The organism is Hydrotalea sandarakina (genome assembly GCF_003254115.1).
GTDB lineage: Bacteria > Bacteroidota > Bacteroidia > Chitinophagales > Chitinophagaceae > Hydrotalea > Hydrotalea sandarakina.
Genome location: NZ_QKZV01000013.1, coordinates 39,686 through 60,705, shown reverse-complemented (window position 1 = coordinate 60,705; position 21,020 = coordinate 39,686). Strand labels below are relative to the sequence as shown.

Genomic DNA, 21,020 nt, shown 5'->3' with positions numbered 1-21,020 from the left:
TTGATTAATGAATGATGATGTATAACAGACGAAAAGCCATTCAAACTTTATTTACCGGAACAGCAACAGTTGCTGCGGCGCCCTTATTGCTTCATTTGAAATATGAAAAACCGGACGTTATTATGTCCTCTGCTTTAAAGGGCAATATTAATCATGCGGTTTGCAGGTGGACTTATCAATACTTACCATTAGATGAGTTGTGCCATACTGCACAACAAATTGGTATAAAAGGCATTGATTTGGTAGGCCCTGCCGATTGGGCAACATTAAAAAAATATGGCCTCACTTCATCCATGTGTAATGGTGCTGAATTAAACCTAACCGATGGATGGGCTGATGCCCGTTTTCATGCCGCACTCATTCCACGTTATAAGGAACATATTGAATTAGTAGCCAAAGCCGGTTACAAAAATTTAATTTGTTTTAGTGGCAGCCGAAGAGGCATGGATAATGAAACCGGCTGGAATAATTGTGTAAAAGGATTGCAACAAATTATTGGGCTTGCTGAAAAAAATAATGTTACACTGGTAATGGAATTGCTGAATAGCAAAGTGGATCATAAAGATTATATGTGTGACCATACGGCTTGGGGTGTTGAACTTTGTAAACGACTGGGGTCGCCTAATTTTAAATTATTATATGATATTTATCATATGCAAATTGACGAAGGTGATGTTATAAGAACCATACAACAATACCATCCCTACATTGGTCATTACCATACCGGTGGTGTTCCCGGGCGTCATGAAATTGATGAAACTCAGGAACTGTATTATCCGGCTATTATGAAAGCAATTGTAGCCACCGGATTTAATGATTTCGTTGCTCAGGAATTTATACCCACCGGTAACAATAAAATTGAATCACTTAAAAAAGCAATTGCTATTTGTGATGTTTAATTTTTTGAGTAGGAAAAGAAAAAAATAAAAAACGAATAATATAAATTTATAACATTTTAATTGAACAGCGATTATGGCAGATAATTATTTTGATGCAATTGTAATTGGTTCGGGAATTAGCGGCGGATGGGCTGCGAAAGAGTTAACCGAAAAAGGTTTAAAAGTGTTAATGTTAGAGCGTGGCCAAAACATTGAGCACATTAAAGATTACGTAAATGCCAATAAAGATCCTTGGGAATTTCCTCATAGAGGCAGACCTACCCAACAAATGATCAAAGATCATCCTGTTTTAAAGCGCGATTATGTATTGAATGAATTTAATGTTGATTGGTGGGTGAATGAACAAGAATCGCCATACACTGAAATTAAACGTTTTGATTGGTTTAGGGGCTACCACGTTGGTGGACGCTCTTTGTTATGGGGTCGCCAAAGTTATCGTTGGAGCGATTTTGATTTTGAAGCGAACGCTAAAGATGGTATTGCCATTGACTGGCCGGTACGATACAAAGAAATTGCACCTTGGTATGATTATGTAGAAAAGTTTGCCGGCATTAGTGGTAACCGTGATGGCTTGCCGCAACTACCCGATGGCCAATTTATGCCACCTATGGAAATGACTTGTGTAGAAAAAGATGTGGCAGCACGAATTAAAGACCATTACAAAGGTGCCCGTAACATGATTATTGGACGTACAGCCAATATTACCGTACCGCACGAAGGACGTACCAATTGCCAATACAGAAATAAATGTTGGTTGGGATGCCCATTTGGCGCTTACTTCAGTACGCAATCTGCTACATTACCTGCCGCTCAAAAAACAGGTAATTTAACTTTAAGGCCATGGAGTATTGTTACTAAAATTTTGTACGATAAGGATACTAAAAAGGCAACAGGTGTTGAAGTGCTTGATGCGCAAAACAATCAAACATATGAATACAAATCCAAAATTATATTCTTAAACGCTTCTACTTTAAATAGTGCCTGGGTATTAATGAACTCGGCTACTGATATATGGCCCGATGGATTAGGCAGTAGCAGCGGAGAATTGGGACATAATTTAATGGACCATCACTTAGGGGTAGGTGCTTCAGGTATTGTAGATGGCTATGAAGATAAATACATTTATGGCAGAAGGGCCAATGGCATTTATATACCGCGTTACCGAAATTTATTTGGCGATAAGCGCGACTATCTTCGTGGCTTTGGTTATCAAGGTGGCGGAAGCCGTGAAGGCTGGAGCCGCAATATTCCGGAATTAAGTATTGGTGCAGCATTTAAAGAAGCTTTAACTGAACCCGGAACATGGACTATGGGTATAGGTGGATTTGGCGAAATTTTGCCTTACCATGAAAATAAAGTTACCCTTGATAAAAATCGTAAAGACAAGTGGGGATTACCTGTTTTAGCTATCGACTGTGAATTGAAAGAAAATGAATTAAAGATGCGAAAAGATATGCTAAATGATGCTGTTGAAATGTTGGAAGCTGCCGGAGTTAAAAATGTGCAAGGATGGGACGGTGATGGCACTCCCGGCCGTGGTATTCATGAAATGGGTACTGCACGCATGGGTAACGACCCCAAAACTTCAGTTTTAAATAAATACAACCAAGTTTGGGATGCTAAAAATGTATTTGTAACAGATGGTTCATTCATGGTTTCAGCTTCATGTGTAAATCCTTCATTAACATATATGGCCTTTACAGCACGAGCTGCAAATTATGCGGTAGATGAATTGAAAAAAGGAAATATTTAAACCAGCTTTAATTGCAAAATTAATATGCCCGGCAACGAACCCAATATTAATAACAAAGCTACTGCTGCCAATACTTACGATGCAATTGTAATTGGCTCGGGTATTAGTGGCGGATGGGCTGCAAAAGAATTAACCGAAAAGGGGTTAAAAACACTGATGTTGGAACGTGGCCGAAATATTGAGCATATTAAGGATTATAAAACAGCCCAATGGAATCCCTGGGATTTTCCGCATCGGGGCAAAACAACAGAAGCACAACGTAAGGCCTATCCCGTTATACATCGTGGATGGGCAGCTAATGAAGCCGTAATGGATTATTGGACAAATGAACAAGATTGTCCTTATGTTGAAATAAAGCCTTTTACTTGGTGGCGTTCTTATCAAGTAGGCGGGCGCTCATTGCTATGGGGACGTCAAAGCTATCGTTGGAGCGATTTTGATTTTGAAGCCAATGCCAAAGATGGTATTGCCATTGACTGGCCGGTACGATACAAAGAAATTGCACCCTGGTATGATTATGTTGAAAAGTTTGCGGGTATTAGTGGATCGTTGGAAGGCTTACCCCATTTGCCCGATGGCCAGTATTTACCGCCTATCCCTTTAAATTGTGTTGAAAAAGAAGTAGCTGCTCGTATAAAAAAGCAGTATAACAATCAACGTCATTTGTTTATTGGTAGGGTAGCAAATATTACAAAGCCTATTCAAAGCCGTACCAATTGCCAATTTAGAAACAGGTGTTGGGAAGGTTGTCCATTTGGCGGTTATTTTAGTACCCAGTCCAGTACTTTACCTGCAGCAATGGCAACCGGCAAACTAACGGTTAGGCCTTTTAGTATTGTTACTAAAATTTTATACGATAAAGACAAACAAAGAGCAACCGGTGTAGAAGTATTAGATGCAGAGAATAATCAAACCTATACTTATCAGGCAAAAATAATTTTTTTAAATGCCTCAGCCCTAAACTCAGCTTGGGTGCTAATGAATTCTGCTACTGATATTTGGCCCGATGGCTTGGGAAGCAGCAGTGGCGAATTGGGGCATAATATTATGGATCATCATTACAATTGTGGTGCATCAGGGGTAATACCGGGCTTTGAAGATATTTATTATGATGGCGGTCGCCGCCCCACCGGATTTTATATTCCCAGATTTGCTAACTTGTACAATGACAAGCGGAATTACTTACGTGGATTTGGCTATCAGGGCAGTGCAAGCAGAGAAGGTTGGAGTAGAAATATAGCAGAATTACATATTGGCGCAGCCTTTAAGGAAGCATTGACTGAACCCGGACAATGGACAATAGGCGCTACCGGTTTTGGTGAAATATTGCCTTATCATGAAAATAAAATTACGCTTGATAAGCAAGTGAAAGACAAATGGGGTTTACCTGTTTTAGCAATGGATGCAGAAATTAAGGAAAATGAAAAAGCCATGCGTAAAGATATGGTTCAGGAAATGGCTGCCATGTTAACTGCTGTTGGCGCTACAAATGTAACCACTTGGGATAGCGGTCATGCAATGGGGCATGGTATTCATGAAATGGGCACTGCACGCATGGGTAATGATCCTAAAACCTCTGTATTAAACAAATACAATCAGGTTTGGGATGCTAAAAATGTATTTGTTACAGATGGTTCCTTTATGGTGTCATCTTCCTGCGTAAACCCATCATTAACCTATATGGCGTTTACTGCAAGGGCTGCAGATTATGCTGTAAGTGAATTGAAGAAGAATAATATTTAATAACCTTATTGTTGAATAATGATATGAACGTACAAGTGAGTGACACAACAGAAGTTGCACAAAGTACTGTACGTTAGTAAAAAAATAAATATGCCACAGGATAATACTAACATACATTTAAATACTAAAGCCAAAGTGCAAAACACTTACGATGCTATTGTAATTGGCTCGGGTATTAGTGGCGGATGGGCTGCGAAAGAATTAACCGAAAAGGGATTAAAAACGCTTTTGTTGGAACGCGGTAGAGATGTTGTACACATTAAAGATTATCCAACTGCAACGTTAAATCCATGGGATTTTCCACATCGTGGAAGAATGCCTTTGAAAGTAGTAACCGAGAATCCTGTAGTGGCTCGTTGTTATGCATTTGGTGAGGCCACTAATCATTTTTTTGTGAAAGATGTTGAACACCCTTATGTGCAGGAAAAACCTTTTGATTGGATAAGAGGTTACCAGGTAGGCGGTAAAAGTTTGTTATGGGCAAGGCAAACACAGCGTTGGAGCCGTTTTGATTTTGAGGGCCCTGAGCGCGATGGATTTGCTATACCTTGGCCATTCACCTACAATGAGTTGGCGCCATGGTATTCGCATGTTGAAAAATTTGTGGGTATTAGTGGAAATAAAGATGGCTTGGAAACTTTACCCGATGGTGAGTTTTTACCACCATGGGAATTGAATTGTGCTGAAAAAACAATTCAGCAACGCATAATGCAAAAATATAAAGACCGATTTGTGGTACAAGGGCGATGTGCGCATCTTACCAAACCAAATCCTATACATATTGAACAAGGTAGAAATCAGTGTCAGGCTCGTAGCCTTTGTGAACGTGGATGTCCTTTTGGCGGCTACTTCAGTTCAAACGCAAGTACCTTACCGTGGGCAGAGAAAACCGGTAACCTTACCTTAATGCCCAACAGTGTGGTACATTCAATTATTTATGATGATAAGCTACAGAAAGCTACCGGCGTTAGGGTAATTAATGCTATAACAAAAGAAACTGTTGAGTACTACGCCAAAATAATTTTTGTGAATGCATCAACTTTAAATACCAATTTAATTTTATTGAATTCTGTTTCTAATCGGTTTCCCAATGGGTTGGGTAACGATAGTGGCTTGTTGGGAAAATACATTGCTTTTCATAATTATCGCGGGCATGTTTCGGCGGCTTTTGATGGACCACTTGACAAATATTATTATGGCCGAAGACCAACACAAGCTATGATGCCGAATTTTAGAAATGTTTATAAACAAGAAACAGATTTTTTAAGGGGGTATATGGTACACTATAGTGCCGGAAGAGGAAGGGCTGCTGCTAATGGTATTGGTGCTGAATTTAAAGAAGCCATGACTGAACCCGGAAATTGGTATGTAAGTATGATGATGCAAGGTGAAACCATTCCCAAAGAAACCAATCATGTGCGTTTGAGTACTACAGAAAAAGATGAGTGGGGTATACCGCAATTAATTACTGCCGTTGATTACGATGAGAATGATGAAAAATTATTAAAAGACTTTTTAACACAAGGCAGTGAAATGTTGGCAGCTGCCGGTTGTACAAACATTCAAACACATGATTCTCATCAAGCACCCGGTTTAGATATTCATGAAATGGGTGGTGTAAGAATGGGGAAAGATGCTAAGAAAGCATTGTTGAACGAGTGGAACCAAATGCATCACTGCAAAAACGTGTTTGTTACCGATGGTGCTTGTATGGTTAGTACCAGTACACAAAATCCATCGTTAACTTATATGGCTATTACAGCCCGAGCAGCTAACTATGCAGTTGAACAATTGAAAAAAAATAACATTTAAATACTTAAAATACAAACTATGGATAGAAGAGAGCTTTTAAAAATGGTTGCACTGGCTACCGGCGGTGTGCTTATTGGAGGCGAGTTTTTACTAACCGGTTGTAAAAATGAAAAATCGGGTACTGTGGCTTTTACACCCGATGATATTGCATTTTTAGACGAAGTAGGTGAAACCATTATACCTACTACTTCATCGCCGGGTGCTAAAGCTGCCGGCATTGGTAACTTTATGAAAATAATGGTTACCGATTGTTATACCGAGCCCGATCAGCAGGCTTTTATGAAAGGTATTAAAGAATTGAATGAAGCCAGTAAAAAAGCTTACGGTATAGGCTTTATGCAAGCAACACCTCAACAGCGCACTGAACTGTTAGAAAAAATTGATGCAGAGGCCAAAGCCTATCAGAAAGAAAAAAACGAAAAAGAAGCCAAATTACAAGCTGAAGCAGCAAAAGAACGCAATAAAACCATTGCATTATCGCCCAACCATTATTTTACCATGATGAAACAATTAACCTTATTGGGTTATTTTACTTCTAAACCCGGTGCTACACAAGCATTGCGTTATGTGGCAGTACCCGGCCATTATGATGGTTGTATGCCTTATAAAAAAGGTGATAAAGCATGGGCTACTTAATAGTCCGTTTTTATGTTGTTAATGTATATAAATACCTTCATTCATTTTAAAATACAACCTCATCATGTCAACTAATCGTAGAACTTTTTTAAAAATGGGTGGCTTATCTGCCTTGGCAATGGCTGCACCTGTGAAAAAAATGGCCACAAATATTTTAAATGAAATGGCTGAAAATAATGCTGCAGGCGATTTACAAAAATTCGGCTTACAATTATGGACAGTTAAGGAAGATATGGCCAAAGACCCTAAGCAAACCTTGAAGGCAGTTGCTTCCTTCGGATATAAGCAGTTAGAAAGCTTTGAAGGAAAGATGGGTATGTTTTGGGGAATGACCAATAAGGAATTTAAAAAATATTGTGATAGTATTGGTACTAAAATTATTTCATCGCATTGCGACATTAATACCAATTTTGAACAAAAGGCTGCACAGGCTGCCGAGATTGGGATGGACTATTTAATATGTCCTTACAAAGGTCCTCAAAAAGATATTGATGCGTTTAAGAAATTTGCAGAACAGTTTAATAAATGCGGTGAAATTTGTAAAAAGAACGGTATCCGCTTTGCGTATCACAATCACGATTATTCTTTTAAACCTATTGATGGTCAAGTTCCACAGGTTGTGATGATGAATGATACTGATCCTAATTTGGTTGATTTTGAAATGGATATTTACTGGGTAGTAGCAGCCGGTGAAAACCCGCAAGAATGGTTAAGAAAATATAGTCACAGATTTAAACTTTGCCATGTAAAAGATTTAACTAAAACGGCAAATGGCGGACATGAATCATGCATATTAGGAAAAGGTATTATTGATTATCCCGCCATTTTAAAAACAGCAAAAGATAATGGCATGAAGTATTATATTGTAGAGCAAGAAGCATTTACCGGAACCACTCCTTTGGAAAGTGCTAAAGCAGATGCTGCATATATGAAAGCGTTTAAATTTGCTTAATTTATTATTGAATATTTTTTTAGCGGAGGTGTTACAAGCATCTCCGCTTTTTTTTGTAAATATTTAAGATTAAGATTGAAATTTCCGATTAACTATGTTATTATACAATAACGCCAAAAGTAAAATTGCTAAATAAGTTACAATGTTAAACCAGGTATGGTGATCAAGGCCAAAGGGCAGTTGCCATTTTTCTAATCCTGAAATAAGTACAAGGCATACACGTGCTATGTTGCAAGCTATAATAATGGCTATGCCTAAAACAGCCCAAACTGCTTTAAACCACCATTTGCCATGGTGTGTAATAACAAAAGCCAACCAAAAACTCATTACGGCAAATCCTAAACAAGAATAATTTAAAATAATACCATATTCGCCGCTAATGGTTAGTATATCAGGCTGCGGACTGTATATGTAATAGCCGTATGATTCCAATATTTTTCTGCTTCCGGCAAGTACAATATCTCTGTTAAAAGCTATGTAATTGAAATAATGGTCAATGAATGGAACATATAAGTGATAGGGTGTGGTTAAACCCCATATAATTTTTGTACCCCAGTAAAAAACAATAAACCATCCCAAAAAAATAAGTGCATACTTCCAAACGGAAAATGATAAAAGGGAGATAGTTGTACTATTTTTTTGCGTTATGGGTAACATATTTTCAAAAATACGTTCAATTACTTACTCTTGCTTCAAAATATAATTTCTGTTGATTTTTTAATATTATGGCAAATCATTCTCAGGTATGAAATTCTGTTAAATACTACCCGTTTGTATTGTTAAAAAATATCGTTTCTAATGGGCTTAACATTGCTTTAAAACAATATGTATTTACCTTGTACTTGCTTTAAAAAATGATTATTCACAACTAAAAATACAAAGCTATGAGTACACAAAAATTATTAATCGGCATATTGTCAGGAGTAGCTGCAGGCGTAGTCATAGGTTTATTAACCGCTCCTGCAAAAGGTAGTGAAACAAGAAAAAAAATTGCTGATACGGCAGAAGATATTAAACGAAAAATACGAGCAATGCGTGGCCAGGCTAACAGTGAATTAGATGAATTGAAAACCATTATTGAAAATGAAACCGGTGGTATGCGCGATGATGTTCGGGAAAGAATTTTAAAGTTGGTAGAAGCCAGCAAAAAGTCGTATCATAAAATGACAGAAGATATGCATATGAGTTAAGTATATTGGATTGTTTATGGAAGGAACAATCTGTTAATAAAAAGAGGCTGCATCGCTATATGACGCAGCCTCTGTCTATTTAAATAAATATTCATAGAATTTTAAAATTCAGCTAAGTGTGGTTTATTGTTTACTATGCCTTCAATCTTATCCATTATTTCGTGGTTAAGCATGGGCAAAACATCCAGTGCTTTTAAATTATCATTTAGTTGCTGAGTTTTTGTAGCCCCTAATATGGCGGTTGTAACATTTGGATTTTTTAACACCCATGCAATACTTAAAGCGGCAACAGATATGCCTAAAGTTTGCGCTAATGCGGTAAGCTGTTTTGCTTTTTCAATTTTGTCTGATACCAGTATTCTGTCTTTTAACCATTCAAAGCCTTCAATGCTTAAACGGCTATCTTCGGGTATGCCATTATTGTATTTTCCGGTTAATAAACCGGAAGCTAACGGGCTCCATATTGTGGTACCCATTCCAACATTTTTAAATATTTCTAAGTATTCGTTTTCTAATTTGTTTCTTTCAAAAAGATTGTATTGTGGCTGTTCAACAGAAGGACCAATTATTCTGTAATCACGGGCAATTCGATGAGCTTCCATTATTTCAACACCACTCCATTCACTGGTACCCCAATATAAAATTTTGCCTTGATTGATTAAAGTGTTCATGGTAAGAACAACTTCTTCAATGGGAGTAGATTTGTCAGGGCGATGGCAAAAATAAAGATCTAAATAATCTGTTTGTAATCGCTGTAGTGCTTCATGGCATGCTTCCGTTAAATGTTTTCTGCTTAAACCGGTTTGATTGGGTTTATTGTTTTTACCCCGCCATCCAAAATAGGCTTTAGATGACAATACATAAGAGGTACGGTCCCAACCTTTGGATTTCAAAACACGTCCCATCATTTTTTCACTTTCGCCTAAAGCGTAAGCTTCAGCATTGTCAAAAAAATTAATGCCATTATCATAAGCAATGCCCATTAATTCATCAGCAATGCCATCATTAATTTGTTTATGGAAGGTTACCCAACTTCCAAAGCTGAGAGCACTGAGTTGTAAGCCGGTACGACCCATTTTCCTGTATTCCATACAAAAAGGTTTTATGGTTAAACAAAAATGTTATAATGAACTATCAGGAACATTTAAAAAACTTGACTGACCCCCATTGCCGAAACCTACTTTAAACACTTTAATGTTGGTAAGATCCTGATTGGAGGAAAACCCTGTTCCATATAATTTTTGACGAATAGGATTGGTTTGGCTAATAACAACCGGCTTATCGGTATAATAAGTGCCTTTTGCTTGGTCCCAATACAATTCGTTCGTAAATAACGTATCACCCTTTATGTTGAAAACAATTACACTATCGCGTAATAATACTTTATTTTCATTTTCTAAATAAGAGCCATAACGAGCAAATAAGCGGCTGTCAATTTTAGGGGTGCTGTCATAAAAGTCAACATGTAAAGTTTTAGGGAATTCAATTTTTACCGTGTCTAATTGATAGCGTAACATATAAGGTGCTCTTAATATGGCTTTGATGTGCCCGCCTTGGCTGAATTGGCTAACAATACCCGTACCTTCTTCAACTCCCATTTTTCTTTTCCCTAAATTTTGTACTTCATGAATATCGTTTTCACAGCCAACAGCAATTAAGCCCATTAACAAAATGAATAATATTTTTCTTATTGATAGCATGTTATTTTTCTGTCTATTGCTATTGCAAAATTACAATTTGGCAATGACAACTAGGGGTTGTTTAATTGGTTAATGTATAACAAACCTTTAAATAATAAATGTTCATCAGTATAAATTTCATTTTTTAGGTAGGTTTTAAAAAAATGCATATCGCCACCGGTTATACTTACTTTTAAATCTGAAAATTTTTCTTTATACGCTTCTATAATGCCATCAATTTCTTTGGCCATACCTACTAATACACCACTTTGCAAATTTGTTTTGGTATCATAGCCAATTAGGGGAAAGTTTGTATCGGCTTGTACTAAAGGAAGTTTGGCAGTATGTTCATGCATGGCTCTAAAGCGCATATTCATGCCGGGCGAAATAGCGCCGCCTAAAAATTCGTGAAAAGGATTAACATAATTGTAAGTAATGCATGAACCCAGGCCTATGGCCAAATTGTGTTGTGTTGGGAATAAACTTACCGCAGCACTGCAAATAGCCAATCTGTCAGCGCCAATAGTTGAAGGCTTACCAATAGGCGTGGAAATAGGTAATTTGCTTTCATGACTAAGCAAATGAAAGCGTGTATGCTTGCTTAAAAATTCTGGTAACGCTTCATTGTGGTGTATAACTGATGATAGAATGCAGTGTGTAGGCTTAAATTGATTAAGAATGGGTTCAATAGTTGATGGGCTGTCATTGGTTAAGGTAAAAACCTCAACAATGTCTGTATTACTAAAAATGACACCTTTTAAACGAGTATTTCCAAAGTCTAAACAAAGTGTTGTGGGCATTTGTATTTTTTTGTAGTTATAAATTAAAGCCTTTCAAAGATTTAAAATGACCGTTTAATTTTATTTTTTCTTTTAATTCATCCATGCTGTGTAATAAAGGTAATACCTGGGCTAAATGCCTTCTTAAAAATTCTATTCGTTCTAGTTCTTTATAAAAGCCCAGTAAGCTTAATTCTTGTTCCTGATTTAATCCTACATGGTGGGCAACATCATAACTTAACAGTGTTTCGTCCGGCTTTTTGAATTGTTTTTCTACTTTTAGAAGGTGAAACAAATCTCTAATTTGTTGTAATATTGGCTTTAAGTATGCATACATTGGTTGCATTTCATTGGCAGGATAATTCACAATGGCGCCACTATATAATTTATCAGGTAGTTCATTAATTACTTCCAATATTTTAAATACCGAAGTTCCTTTCACAACTATATCCATATTGCCATTGTCATGTATGCGCACTATTTCTTTAATTTCTACCAATGTGCCAAAATCTGTTAATTTGTTTTGTAAAACAGCAGGTATGCCAAATGGCTTGCTTTCTGCATAACAAGTAGTGATAAGTTGTTTATAGCGAGGCTCAAAAATATGCAGGTTTACCACTTCATCGGGGTAAACAATTAAACTTAATGGAAATATGGGTATAAAATTGGTCATTTGTAAGTAATTCTAATGTGCAGTATTTTATCAATTCTATGTAAAAGTAAGGCTTACGGTTTTTTTTCAGTTTCTTTGTGTTAATAATTTTAAGTGCAATCAACAGCCACCTGTTTGAATAAAACAAATTTATATTCTTATATACATGAAAATTTCCGGATTTACGATTATCAAAAATGCAGTGATTAACGATTATCCCATTGTAGAGGCAATTACTTCTATATTGCCTGTGGTAGATGAAATGATTGTATTGGTGGGCGATTGTGATGATGGAACATTGGAACTGGTAGAATCAATTGGTGATGCTAAAATAAAAATTCATCGTTCCGTTTGGGATAAAACTTTGCAATCGGGTGGGGTAGTTTTAGCCGACGAAACCAATAAAGCATTTCAGTTAATTGATCCGGAAAGTACTTGGGCTTTTTATATACAAGCCGATGAATGCGTTCATGAAAAATACCATGCAGCTATACTAGCAGCTTGTAAAGAACATCAATACAATATTAAAGTAGAAGGTTTATTGTTTCAATACCTACATTTTTATGCCACTTATGATTATGTGGGTGATAGTAGAACTTGGTACGACCATGAAGTGCGCATTATTCGAAATGATAAAAAAATTGCTGCTTACAAAGATGCACAAGGGTTTAGAGTAGGCAATAGAAAATTATGGGTAAAGCCTGCAAATGCCTTTATATATCATTATGGATGGGTGAAAAGTCCGGAACAAATGATGCGTAAAAATAAAAATATGGCCGCTTATTGGAACCATGCTGCTATTCAAGCCATAGCCAATTCGCCGGAGCAGGTGTATAATTTTGATGAATACGATTCTGTTCAAAAATTTACCGGAACCCATCCTGCTGTAATGCAAAAACGCATTGCTGCAAAAAATTGGCAGATAGAGTTAGATGTAAACAAAAAAAGATTTTCATTTAAAGACCGATTGCTGTATTATTTTGAAAAATTAACCGGCATTCGTCCTTTTGATTTTAGAAATTATAAACTGCTGCGCTGAGGCAAAATCGACATTAATGCCAATGGCCACGCATGTAAAAAAACGCCAAACTGGTAATTTAAATTACATTCAACCAGGCACGATGCGGTAATGGCAATACTCCAAACAGCAACACCTGTTTGTTTTTGTTGCCAAGCCCAAAAAATGGGATACAATAACCAAATACTCCAAGCAATTACGCCTATCCATCCACTGCCTATTAACCAAAATAACCATTGGTTGAATGGCCACCCGAACTTTAAATTTTGTTGCGAAAAATAAGTTCGGCCAATTTGTTGCATGGTTGGTGCAACACCCGCCCAACCTACATTGTATTGTTTTTCTTGAATAGCTTCTAAAGCAATGGTATTCATATTGCGTCTTGCACCATCTGAATAATTACTGTTAAAAACCAACGGATTAAATTGCTGCCATTCATAAAAACTATAAGCAATTTTTTTTTGTACGGTAGGGAAAAAAATATAACTGCAAAAACCTAAAAGTATTATACCAACGGTAATCCATTTTCGCTGAGGTATTGATTTTGTAAAAGGAATAAACAGCAAACAAATAATAAGTATAATCCAGGCAGTACGAACTGATAAAAATAGAATGAGTAAAAGTAATAAGCCAATCAAAATCCATCGAAACCTTAAAGAAAATGGGTTATGGAATAATAGCATTACAAGAGCGCTGCATAAAAATATGCTGTAACGAATATGGTCATTATCCATCAACACTGGTAATGTTTGTCCGCTGCCATATCTGGTAATGCTTGCTTGTATATGTGTAATAAACCAACTAATGGGATATATGCAGCCGGCTATTGCAACAATAACCCATATTTGATTTATTATAGAAATATTTTTTTGGTTTTTGAGCATTGTTACTGAAAAAAAAGCAATAGGGTAGCTGCACAATGTTAGCAAAAAATCATATGTGTCTTTTTGAAAGGGTAATTGCCAGGCACCTGTTAGAAATAGTATTAGCGGTACAATTGACCAATACAACAAATGATTGTCATTTCTAAAAAAATTGTATTTACGCCATGAAATCAATATCACTATAAGCCATACAAGCGTACTAATAGATAGTAATGCCCTGCTGAATAGCAAGCCTAAAAGCATTACCATCAACAAAACAATCAGTTTGTTGCCTGAAAAACTGAACACTTGTGGTAAATGATATTTTTCTTTGTTTTTGGTCATGTCATTACCCTTATGGTTTAATTTTAGGTAGAATAATGAATGGTTATGTGGCAAAATTTGCTGAAAGATATACAAAGCGGAAATACAAAGTCACTTGCCCGTGCAATAACACTGATAGAAAATGAAATTTCAGGCTATGAGTTGTTCATGCAAATGATGGCTTACGATACAAGCGCCCGCATAATAGGTATTACCGGTCCACCAGGCGTAGGCAAAAGCACACTGACAGATGCATTGATAGGCGCATTATTAGCCACAGAAAGGAAAGTAGCCGTTTTATGTGTTGATCCTTCATCGCCATTTCATAATGGGGCATTGTTGGGCGATAGAATACGGATGAGCCAATGGTACACCCACAAAAATGTTTTTATTCGTTCCTTAGCCACACGAGGGCATATGGGTGGTTTGCATCCCAAAACTTATGAAATTACCGATGTGCTAAAAGCTGCAGGTTTTACGGATATTATTATTGAAACCGTTGGTGTTGGGCAAAATGAAATTGACATAGCAACAATAGCTGCAACAACCATTGTTGTATTAGCTCCTGAAATAGGTGATTCCATTCAGTACATGAAAGCGGGGTTAATGGAAATAGCACATGTTTTTGTGGTCAACAAAAGTGATATGCCGGGGGCAGAACAATGTATTAATAATTTACAACAAATGTTACGGCAGCTAATGCACAATAATGTTTGGGAAGTGCCTATTATTGCAACTGTAGCCACTCAAAATAAGGGCATTGAAGCAATGCTGCAGGCAATTGAAACGCATACGGCTTTAACACTTAAACCCGAGTATAATGTTGTAATGCTTGCAAATAAAGCTTACAGTTTATTGCAAGAAAAATGCATGAAAAGGTTTAATTATTCAGCATTGAAAGCCATGCTGGTAACTGAGATGTTGAAGCCGGAGTTTAATTTGTATAAGTGGATAAATGAACTGGATATGTCTTAAATATGTAATGGTGTTGTTACAATCAAGTATCATTTTTTTAGTAAAACGTCGCCACAAAGCGCTTGAAGTTATTTTTAATTTGAATCAATTTAGGTATTGAAGGTTCGCTTAATTCACCGTTAAAAACTTTTCCTCGTCTTAAGTAAAACTTTGAAACAGTACTGGATGTGATTCCCCATTTTTGTATAAACTTATAATAACCTCTGTTTTTCTTTACTCGCTTTACCGATCTTGAACCAAAATGATACACTCTACTTTTGCTAATCCCCTTAAAATAACGGATACCCATTTGCCATAGTTTCATAGAAAAGTCCGGATCTGAATACATGCCAGGAGAAAATTCTATACTATATCCGCCTACCAAATCCCAAACATCTATGTGTACAATATTGGGTGGCCAGGTAGCACCTTGCCAATCATTCATAGGAAGCTGTGCAAATTGTTCAAGTAATGCAGTTTCATTAAAATTTGTTATGTCGGTACCAAAATTATATTCAATAGCACAGTTACTGGAAGCAACAGGCTCAATAGCTGTTGCAGATATAAAAAAATATTTATGACCTATTAATTGAATTTCTTCCCATAAATAAGTATCCCATTTCGGGCAAACATACATGTCATCATTCATGTACAACAAATAATCAGTTTGCAGTAATTTTCTGCATGCGTTAAGTGCATAACAAACCCCAACGTTTACCGAACTATAAACAACATCAATATCTGTTTGGCTTTGTGCCCATTCAAAAGTGCCATCTTTACCATCATTTACAAATACAATAATCTGATGTGATAATGTTGAGTTTTTTCTAATGCTTTCAACACAAAGTTTTAAATAGGGTAAATTATTCCAGCTGGGTATAACAATTGAAAAAGTGTTGTTTTTTTGATGGGTATTTTTGGGTAAGAAAAGTATTTCTGCTGAATGATTCATACGGTAAGTTAAACTGCACAAATCTAATGCACAAAGCCAAATGATTGGTAAATAAGGTTTTTTTCAATAAATGCACATTTCAGGAACAGTTAGCATTTATTTTTGATTAAATTGCATCCTCAATTTTGGATTATGCAAGAACCTCATGTTTTTAAAGCTGAACCTACAGCTGTAATGTTAGAAGCAGGAAAAACTTATGCCTGGTGTACTTGTGGGTTAAGTCAAAAAAATCCATTTTGCGATGGCCATCATAAAACCATTGAAGGGATGCCATTTAAACCCCTACGATTTACTGCCGAAAAAAGTGAAGAAGTTTGGCTGTGCAACTGTAAACACACCAAAACACCACCATTTTGCGATGGTACACATGAACAATTCAGAAAGTAATTGCTTACTTAAATAGTATCCTGATCGTTAGGCTGTGCATCTAAACGCTGTTTTTCTTTTTCAGCCTGAAACCAGCGATAACCCAAATATCCGATAATTAAAAAAGGAGTTGCGGCTAAATATAATATGCCGGCATTTAAGCCTTTTGCAGGTCCTTCACCCAGTTGTGAAGCTGTTTTGGTGCATATAGAGCATTGTGCATGGCTGCCAACTGTAACTAAAGCGAAAAATACAGTGATTGCTAACTTACTTACCCACTTTTTCATACCTGTATATTGTTTAGCAAAGATAGTTTAAAATTCAACTTACGGAAGGCCTGTTACCCAAATAGTGGCTTTAAAAGGCTATTCTTTTAACAATTCTAAAGGGTTGATTCTTCTGTTTTAGGCAGATGTAACAATTAATTCATATTCAATTCACATTCAGGTAATACTATGGTTTGAATTTTGGTAAACCATTAGTTATGAACAGAAGGCCAGTTGACGTTGTTGTGATGAGTGATTTGCATTTAGGAACTACCGGCTGCCATGCCCGTGAGCTGGTAAATTATTTAAAAAGTATATCGCCCAAAATCCTAATTCTGAATGGCGATATTATTGATGTGTGGCAATTCCGTAAACATTTCTTTCCCTTAACCCACATGCAGGTAATTAAAGAAATTTTGAGCCTGGCTACCAAAGGTACCCGGGTTATTTATATTACCGGAAATCATGATGAAGCTTTGCGCCGTTATACGCATTTTGATGTTGGCAATATTCAATTGGTTGACAAAATGGTAATGGAAATAAACGGGCATTTATGTTGGATTTTTCATGGTGATGTATTTGATAATACAACAAAAGGAAGTGCCAAGCTTTTAGCCAAATGGGGAAGTCATGGTTATAACTTATTAATTCGCTTTAATAGGTTGTTGAATTATTTTTTGCAATTGCTGGGGCGTGAAAAAATGAGTTTATCAAAATCAGTAATGAATAGGGTGAATAAAGCGGTTATTAAAATTAACAATTTTGAACAAACGGCTGCCGAAATTGCTATTTCAAAACATTACGATTATGTGATTTGTGGCCATATTCATGAACCACAAATGCGGGTTGTTGAAAATGAAAATGGAAAAGTTACCTATTTAAACAGTGGCGATTGGGTGGAACATTTAACTGCATTGGAATTTTATGGTAACGCCTGGCATATGTATCAATACGATGATAAAGCATTTGAAAGTGCGAAGGTGGTTGATATGAATAAGAAAGTACAAAGTCCGGATGTAGTTACAGATGAAATTGCATTATTTGTGCATGCTTTTGCTCCCTCATTTCATGCAGTTCCCGGGCAAGCTGCTTTTACCCCACCCTTTTAAAAGAAGCAATTATGAAAATATTTTATGCAGTACAAGCTACAGGAAATGGACACATTAGCAGAGCAATGGAATTGTTGCCTTACTTGCAGCAATACGGCACCGTTGATGTATTTTTAAGCGGAAGCAACAGTAATCTTAATCCTAATTTGCCGGTAAAATTCACCAGTAAAGGATTAAGCTTATTTTACGGAAATAAAGGTGGTTTAGATTACGTTAAAATGCTGCGTTATTGTTCGCCTGTAAGGGCTTTAAAAGAAGCAAAGGCATTACCGTTACAAGACTATGACATTGTATTGAATGATTTTGAAAGTATTACTGCATTAGCTTGCTTTCTGCAGAACGTACCCAGTGTTAATTTCGGTCATCAGGCAGCATTTATTTCTCCAAAAACTCCTCGTCCAGATAAAAAAAATATAGTAGGTGAACTGGTATTAAAAAAATATGCGCCTGCCACTGCCTATGTAGGTTTGCATTTTAATCAATACGATTCATTTATTTTTCCTCCTGTTATTAAACAACAAATAAAGCAGGCAAACCCAAGCAATAAAGGATATATTACTGTTTATTTATCGCATTACAGTGATGAAGTAGTGGCTGCAGCATTAAATAAATTGCCGGATGTTCCATTTGAAGTGTTTTCAAAAAAAGTAAAACAAAGGGTAAAACAAGGCAATATCACGTTTATACCTATTAGCAATGAAGCATTTAATCATAGCATGATTCATGCTCATGGTATTATTACCGGTGCCGGTTTTGAAACACCTGCTGAAGCTTTGTTTTTGCAAAAAAGACTGTTGTGTTTACCCATTCGCGGACAATATGAACAATTGTGCAATGCCGCTGCTTTGGCTGATTTTAATGTGCCTATTATTGATAAAATTGATGAGCATTTGCATCATCATATTGCTAATTGGTTAAATGTTGCCCCTCAAAAACCTTTGCATTTATCGCATGATACGCATGCAATTGTTCACCAGGCCATATTAACTGCACAAACAGTAAAGCAGCAACCGGCCAATAATTTTAATAATTTACTTACCGAGGAAGATATGCTGGCATTGAGCTAATGACTTATTTTAATTTGATCGGTTTTGGCAATTTACTAAAGAACATCTGTGCCGGTTAGCAATATTTGCCAAGCTTTGTCAATTTCATTTTTGTCAATAAATTGTTTTGCATACTGGTGCAATTCTTCTTCCATTTCGGTAGGGCTACCGGCATAATATTGTATAATATTTTTTACCTTGTCGTCATTAAAATTCGCGTCAATTTCGGGCAAGGCACTAACGTTGGCCAACTGTGCTAAATGATTACCGGTTAATATTTTACTGTTGCGGATGCTTATAGGTAAGGCATCAATACCAATGCCCAAATGTGCATTGGGTTTAGCAACCGTAAATAAATTTTGTTCATTGATGGATGCATACCAATCGCCGCCTAAACGACTAACGTGGTGTAATTTACGTTGGTCAATCATTGTGCGGGCTTCGTTTAAAATACTTTCTGCAACATGCATACAAATAACTTCGGCAATTACTAATTGTCCGGCTCCCGGGCCGTCGCCCAAACTTTTTATTTCTAATACTTTACATTCCATTTGAACCGGCGATTCTTTTACCAAAGGCGGTTGAATGTAAGTTGCTTTCTGTTTTGTAAATCCGGCTTTCACAAATTCATCAACCCCTTTGGGATAATTGCAACTACTTAAGCTTACTTGTTGCACCATTTCAGTAGTGCAAATATGAATACCCACTTCGGGTACCTCCATTACATTAAGCAAAGTATGTTTTACTGCATTTTCGCGTACACTGCGTGTGGGTGAAAAAATAACAATGGCCGGATTAGTTGAAAATAAATTGAAAAAACTAAAAGGGCTAAGGTTTACATTGCCTTGCTTATCAATAGTACTTGCAAAAGCAATAGGCCTAGGGGCTATGGCATGTTGTAACCAACCTTGTCGTTCTGTTCCTTTTAATTCTTGAATATGAATAAGCATGGTACTAAAGTAATTTTTGTATTAAGCAATGCTTGTGCCTTTTTTCTTTTGAGCCAAAATACTAAAGCTACTGTCTTCTTTTACTATTGTATTGCTAATACTGCCAATGTGTTCAATTTCCATTTCAACAATATCACCTTCTTTTAACCATTGCGGTACATAGTTGGGGTTATTCATTTTGCCGGTTCCATTCAATTCTAAAAAACAACCGGTACCAACAGTGCCTGAACCAATTACATCGCCGGGATATAATGTAGCACCATAACTGGCTCTTTCAATAATTTCAGCAAAAGTCCAATCCATGTCACCTAAGTTGCCATGGCTAACTTCAATGCCATTTACGCGGCATTTCATGGTTAAATTCCAACTTTTACCGGTATGGCCGGGTTTTGCTGGAATTTCATAAGGGGCCAATTCATCTAATGTTACCAAACAGGGTCCAATAACGGTTGAAAAATCTTTTCCCTTGGCAGGACCTAAATTCAATAACATTTCTTCCATTTGCAATTTGCGGGCACTCATATCATTCATAATCATTAAACCACCAATGTATTCATCGGCAGTTTCGGCGGCAATGTTTCTTCCGTTTCTGCAAATAACTATTGCAGCTTCTAACTCAAAATCTAATTGTTCAAAGTGGTCAGGCATGCAGTAAACAGGTCCCGGACCTTGTATGCTATGGTGATTGGTGAAATAAAAAATGGGATATTCATCAAACTCGGGTATCATAGGTACACCACGGTTACGCCTTGCTGCTGCAACATGTTGCCTAAATGCATAACCATCGCGGCAACTGGTTGGAAAAGGAACAGGTGCTAATAATTGAATACCATCTAGCGAAAGTCCCTTGTTAACACCCATCGTTCCGTTTACTAGTGCCGCGTTTACTTTTTGGGCAATCGGAAACATGTCATCCCAATAGTTTAAAAACATATTCATATTTCCTGCTAATTCGGGATGTACAGCATCACAATCGTACAAGAAATTATTGACTAAAAAAGCTAATTGATCTTGACCCTCTCTTAAATATGATACAAGTTTCATGTGCTACTAATTTAAATTCGTTAATAGTGTAAA

At 36.7% G+C, this 21,020-nt stretch carries 22 protein-coding genes; 12 read left to right on the top strand and 10 right to left on the bottom strand.

The annotated features are described in order from the left end of the window. Positions 1–11 precede the first annotated feature (11 nt). The 6 genes from LX80_RS13945 (at position 12) to LX80_RS13920 (ending at position 7,795) form a co-directional block, all read left to right on the top strand. The gene (locus tag LX80_RS13945; RefSeq protein ID WP_211307783.1) at positions 12–899 is read left to right on the top strand and encodes a hydroxypyruvate isomerase family protein; all 888 of its coding nucleotides are present in this window, start codon (positions 12–14) and stop codon (positions 897–899) included. 73 nt (positions 900–972) lie between these two features. Further along, positions 973–2,652, top strand: a complete 1,680-nt coding sequence (locus tag LX80_RS13940) for a GMC oxidoreductase (RefSeq protein ID WP_111297265.1) — start codon at positions 973–975, stop codon at positions 2,650–2,652. Between the two features lie 24 nt (positions 2,653–2,676). After that, complete coding sequence (locus LX80_RS13935) at positions 2,677–4,395, top strand: GMC oxidoreductase (RefSeq protein ID WP_111297264.1); 1,719 nt, start codon at positions 2,677–2,679, stop codon at positions 4,393–4,395. 90 nt (positions 4,396–4,485) lie between these two features. Continuing rightward, positions 4,486–6,207, top strand: a complete 1,722-nt coding sequence (locus LX80_RS13930; RefSeq protein ID WP_111297263.1) for a GMC oxidoreductase — start codon at positions 4,486–4,488, stop codon at positions 6,205–6,207. A gap of 18 nt (positions 6,208–6,225) precedes the next feature. Beyond that, on the top strand, positions 6,226–6,843 hold the full coding sequence (locus tag LX80_RS13925; protein ID WP_111297262.1) for a gluconate 2-dehydrogenase subunit 3 family protein: 618 nt from the start codon (positions 6,226–6,228) through the stop codon (positions 6,841–6,843). A 64-nt stretch (positions 6,844–6,907) separates the two neighbouring features. Beyond that, positions 6,908–7,795 carry a sugar phosphate isomerase/epimerase family protein gene (locus LX80_RS13920; protein WP_111297261.1) on the top strand — a complete coding sequence of 296 codons (888 nt, stop codon included), beginning with the start codon at positions 6,908–6,910 and terminating at the stop codon, positions 7,793–7,795. Between the two features lie 69 nt (positions 7,796–7,864). Here LX80_RS13920 and LX80_RS13915 read toward each other — a convergent pair whose 3' ends face one another. Next, positions 7,865–8,452 (bottom strand): archaeosortase/exosortase family protein, encoded by a 588-nt coding sequence (locus LX80_RS13915; protein WP_111297260.1) that lies wholly within the window; start codon positions 8,450–8,452, stop codon positions 7,865–7,867. Positions 8,453–8,679: 227 nt separating this feature from the next. On the opposite strand from LX80_RS13915, the gene LX80_RS13910 reads away from it, so the two are divergent. Further along, positions 8,680–8,985 carry a YtxH domain-containing protein gene (locus LX80_RS13910; RefSeq protein ID WP_111297259.1) on the top strand — a complete coding sequence of 102 codons (306 nt, stop codon included), beginning with the start codon at positions 8,680–8,682 and terminating at the stop codon, positions 8,983–8,985. A gap of 101 nt (positions 8,986–9,086) precedes the next feature. Here the strand turns inward: LX80_RS13910 and LX80_RS13905 are convergent, their stop codons facing one another. Genes LX80_RS13905 through LX80_RS13890 form a run of 4 tightly spaced genes read right to left on the bottom strand, consistent with a single transcriptional unit; the run spans position 9,087 to position 12,116 of the window. Beyond that, entirely contained in the window at positions 9,087–10,076 is a 990-nt protein-coding gene (locus tag LX80_RS13905; RefSeq protein WP_111297258.1) for a potassium channel beta subunit family protein, read from the bottom strand. Positions 10,077–10,106: 30 nt separating this feature from the next. Next, entirely contained in the window at positions 10,107–10,685 is a 579-nt protein-coding gene (gene lptC, locus LX80_RS13900; RefSeq protein WP_111297257.1) for an LPS export ABC transporter periplasmic protein LptC, read from the bottom strand. A gap of 50 nt (positions 10,686–10,735) precedes the next feature. Next, complete coding sequence (locus LX80_RS13895; protein ID WP_111297256.1) at positions 10,736–11,464, bottom strand: type III pantothenate kinase; 729 nt, start codon at positions 11,462–11,464, stop codon at positions 10,736–10,738. A 16-nt stretch (positions 11,465–11,480) separates the two neighbouring features. Beyond that, positions 11,481–12,116: an LON peptidase substrate-binding domain-containing protein gene (locus LX80_RS13890; protein ID WP_111297255.1), complete on the bottom strand. Its 636-nt coding sequence runs from the start codon at positions 12,114–12,116 to the stop codon at positions 11,481–11,483. 145 nt (positions 12,117–12,261) lie between these two features. On the opposite strand from LX80_RS13890, the gene LX80_RS13885 reads away from it, so the two are divergent. Beyond that, positions 12,262–13,134: a glycosyltransferase family protein gene (locus tag LX80_RS13885; protein ID WP_111297254.1), complete on the top strand. Its 873-nt coding sequence runs from the start codon at positions 12,262–12,264 to the stop codon at positions 13,132–13,134. Here the strand turns inward: LX80_RS13885 and LX80_RS13880 are convergent. Continuing rightward, positions 13,116–14,321, bottom strand: a complete 1,206-nt coding sequence (locus tag LX80_RS13880; RefSeq protein ID WP_146250544.1) for an O-antigen ligase family protein — start codon at positions 14,319–14,321, stop codon at positions 13,116–13,118. The genes LX80_RS13885 and LX80_RS13880 overlap by 19 nt on opposite strands. Before the next feature lie 45 nt (positions 14,322–14,366). Between LX80_RS13880 and meaB the strand changes: the two genes are divergently transcribed. After that, complete coding sequence (gene meaB, locus LX80_RS13875) at positions 14,367–15,275, top strand: methylmalonyl Co-A mutase-associated GTPase MeaB (protein WP_245898070.1); 909 nt, start codon at positions 14,367–14,369, stop codon at positions 15,273–15,275. A 37-nt stretch (positions 15,276–15,312) separates the two neighbouring features. Here meaB and LX80_RS13870 read toward each other — a convergent pair whose 3' ends face one another. After that, the gene (locus tag LX80_RS13870; protein ID WP_111297251.1) at positions 15,313–16,206 is read right to left on the bottom strand and encodes a glycosyltransferase family 2 protein; all 894 of its coding nucleotides are present in this window, start codon (positions 16,204–16,206) and stop codon (positions 15,313–15,315) included. 132 nt (positions 16,207–16,338) lie between these two features. Between LX80_RS13870 and LX80_RS13865 the strand changes: the two genes are divergently transcribed. Beyond that, positions 16,339–16,593, top strand: a complete 255-nt coding sequence (locus LX80_RS13865) for a CDGSH iron-sulfur domain-containing protein (protein ID WP_111297250.1) — start codon at positions 16,339–16,341, stop codon at positions 16,591–16,593. Positions 16,594–16,601: 8 nt separating this feature from the next. On the opposite strand, the gene LX80_RS13860 is transcribed toward LX80_RS13865, so the two are convergent. Further along, positions 16,602–16,859, bottom strand: a complete 258-nt coding sequence (locus LX80_RS13860; protein ID WP_111297249.1) for a hypothetical protein — start codon at positions 16,857–16,859, stop codon at positions 16,602–16,604. A 197-nt stretch (positions 16,860–17,056) separates the two neighbouring features. Between LX80_RS13860 and LX80_RS13855 the strand changes: the two genes are divergently transcribed. Together LX80_RS13855 and LX80_RS13850 are read left to right on the top strand one after the other, a co-directional pair. Further along, the gene (locus tag LX80_RS13855; RefSeq protein ID WP_111297248.1) at positions 17,057–17,947 is read left to right on the top strand and encodes a UDP-2,3-diacylglucosamine diphosphatase; all 891 of its coding nucleotides are present in this window, start codon (positions 17,057–17,059) and stop codon (positions 17,945–17,947) included. An 11-nt stretch (positions 17,948–17,958) separates the two neighbouring features. Continuing rightward, a complete protein-coding gene (locus LX80_RS13850; RefSeq protein ID WP_111297247.1) occupies positions 17,959–19,014 on the top strand; it encodes a glycosyltransferase family protein in 1,056 nt (351 codons plus the stop codon). 35 nt (positions 19,015–19,049) lie between these two features. On the opposite strand, the gene LX80_RS13845 is transcribed toward LX80_RS13850, so the two are convergent. Both LX80_RS13845 and LX80_RS13840 read right to left on the bottom strand, forming a co-directional pair. After that, on the bottom strand, positions 19,050–19,943 hold the full coding sequence (locus LX80_RS13845) for a flavin reductase family protein (protein WP_111297246.1): 894 nt from the start codon (positions 19,941–19,943) through the stop codon (positions 19,050–19,052). A gap of 21 nt (positions 19,944–19,964) precedes the next feature. After that, positions 19,965–20,987 carry a fumarylacetoacetate hydrolase family protein gene (locus tag LX80_RS13840; RefSeq protein WP_111297245.1) on the bottom strand — a complete coding sequence of 341 codons (1,023 nt, stop codon included), beginning with the start codon at positions 20,985–20,987 and terminating at the stop codon, positions 19,965–19,967. Positions 20,988–21,020: the final 33 nt, after the last annotated feature.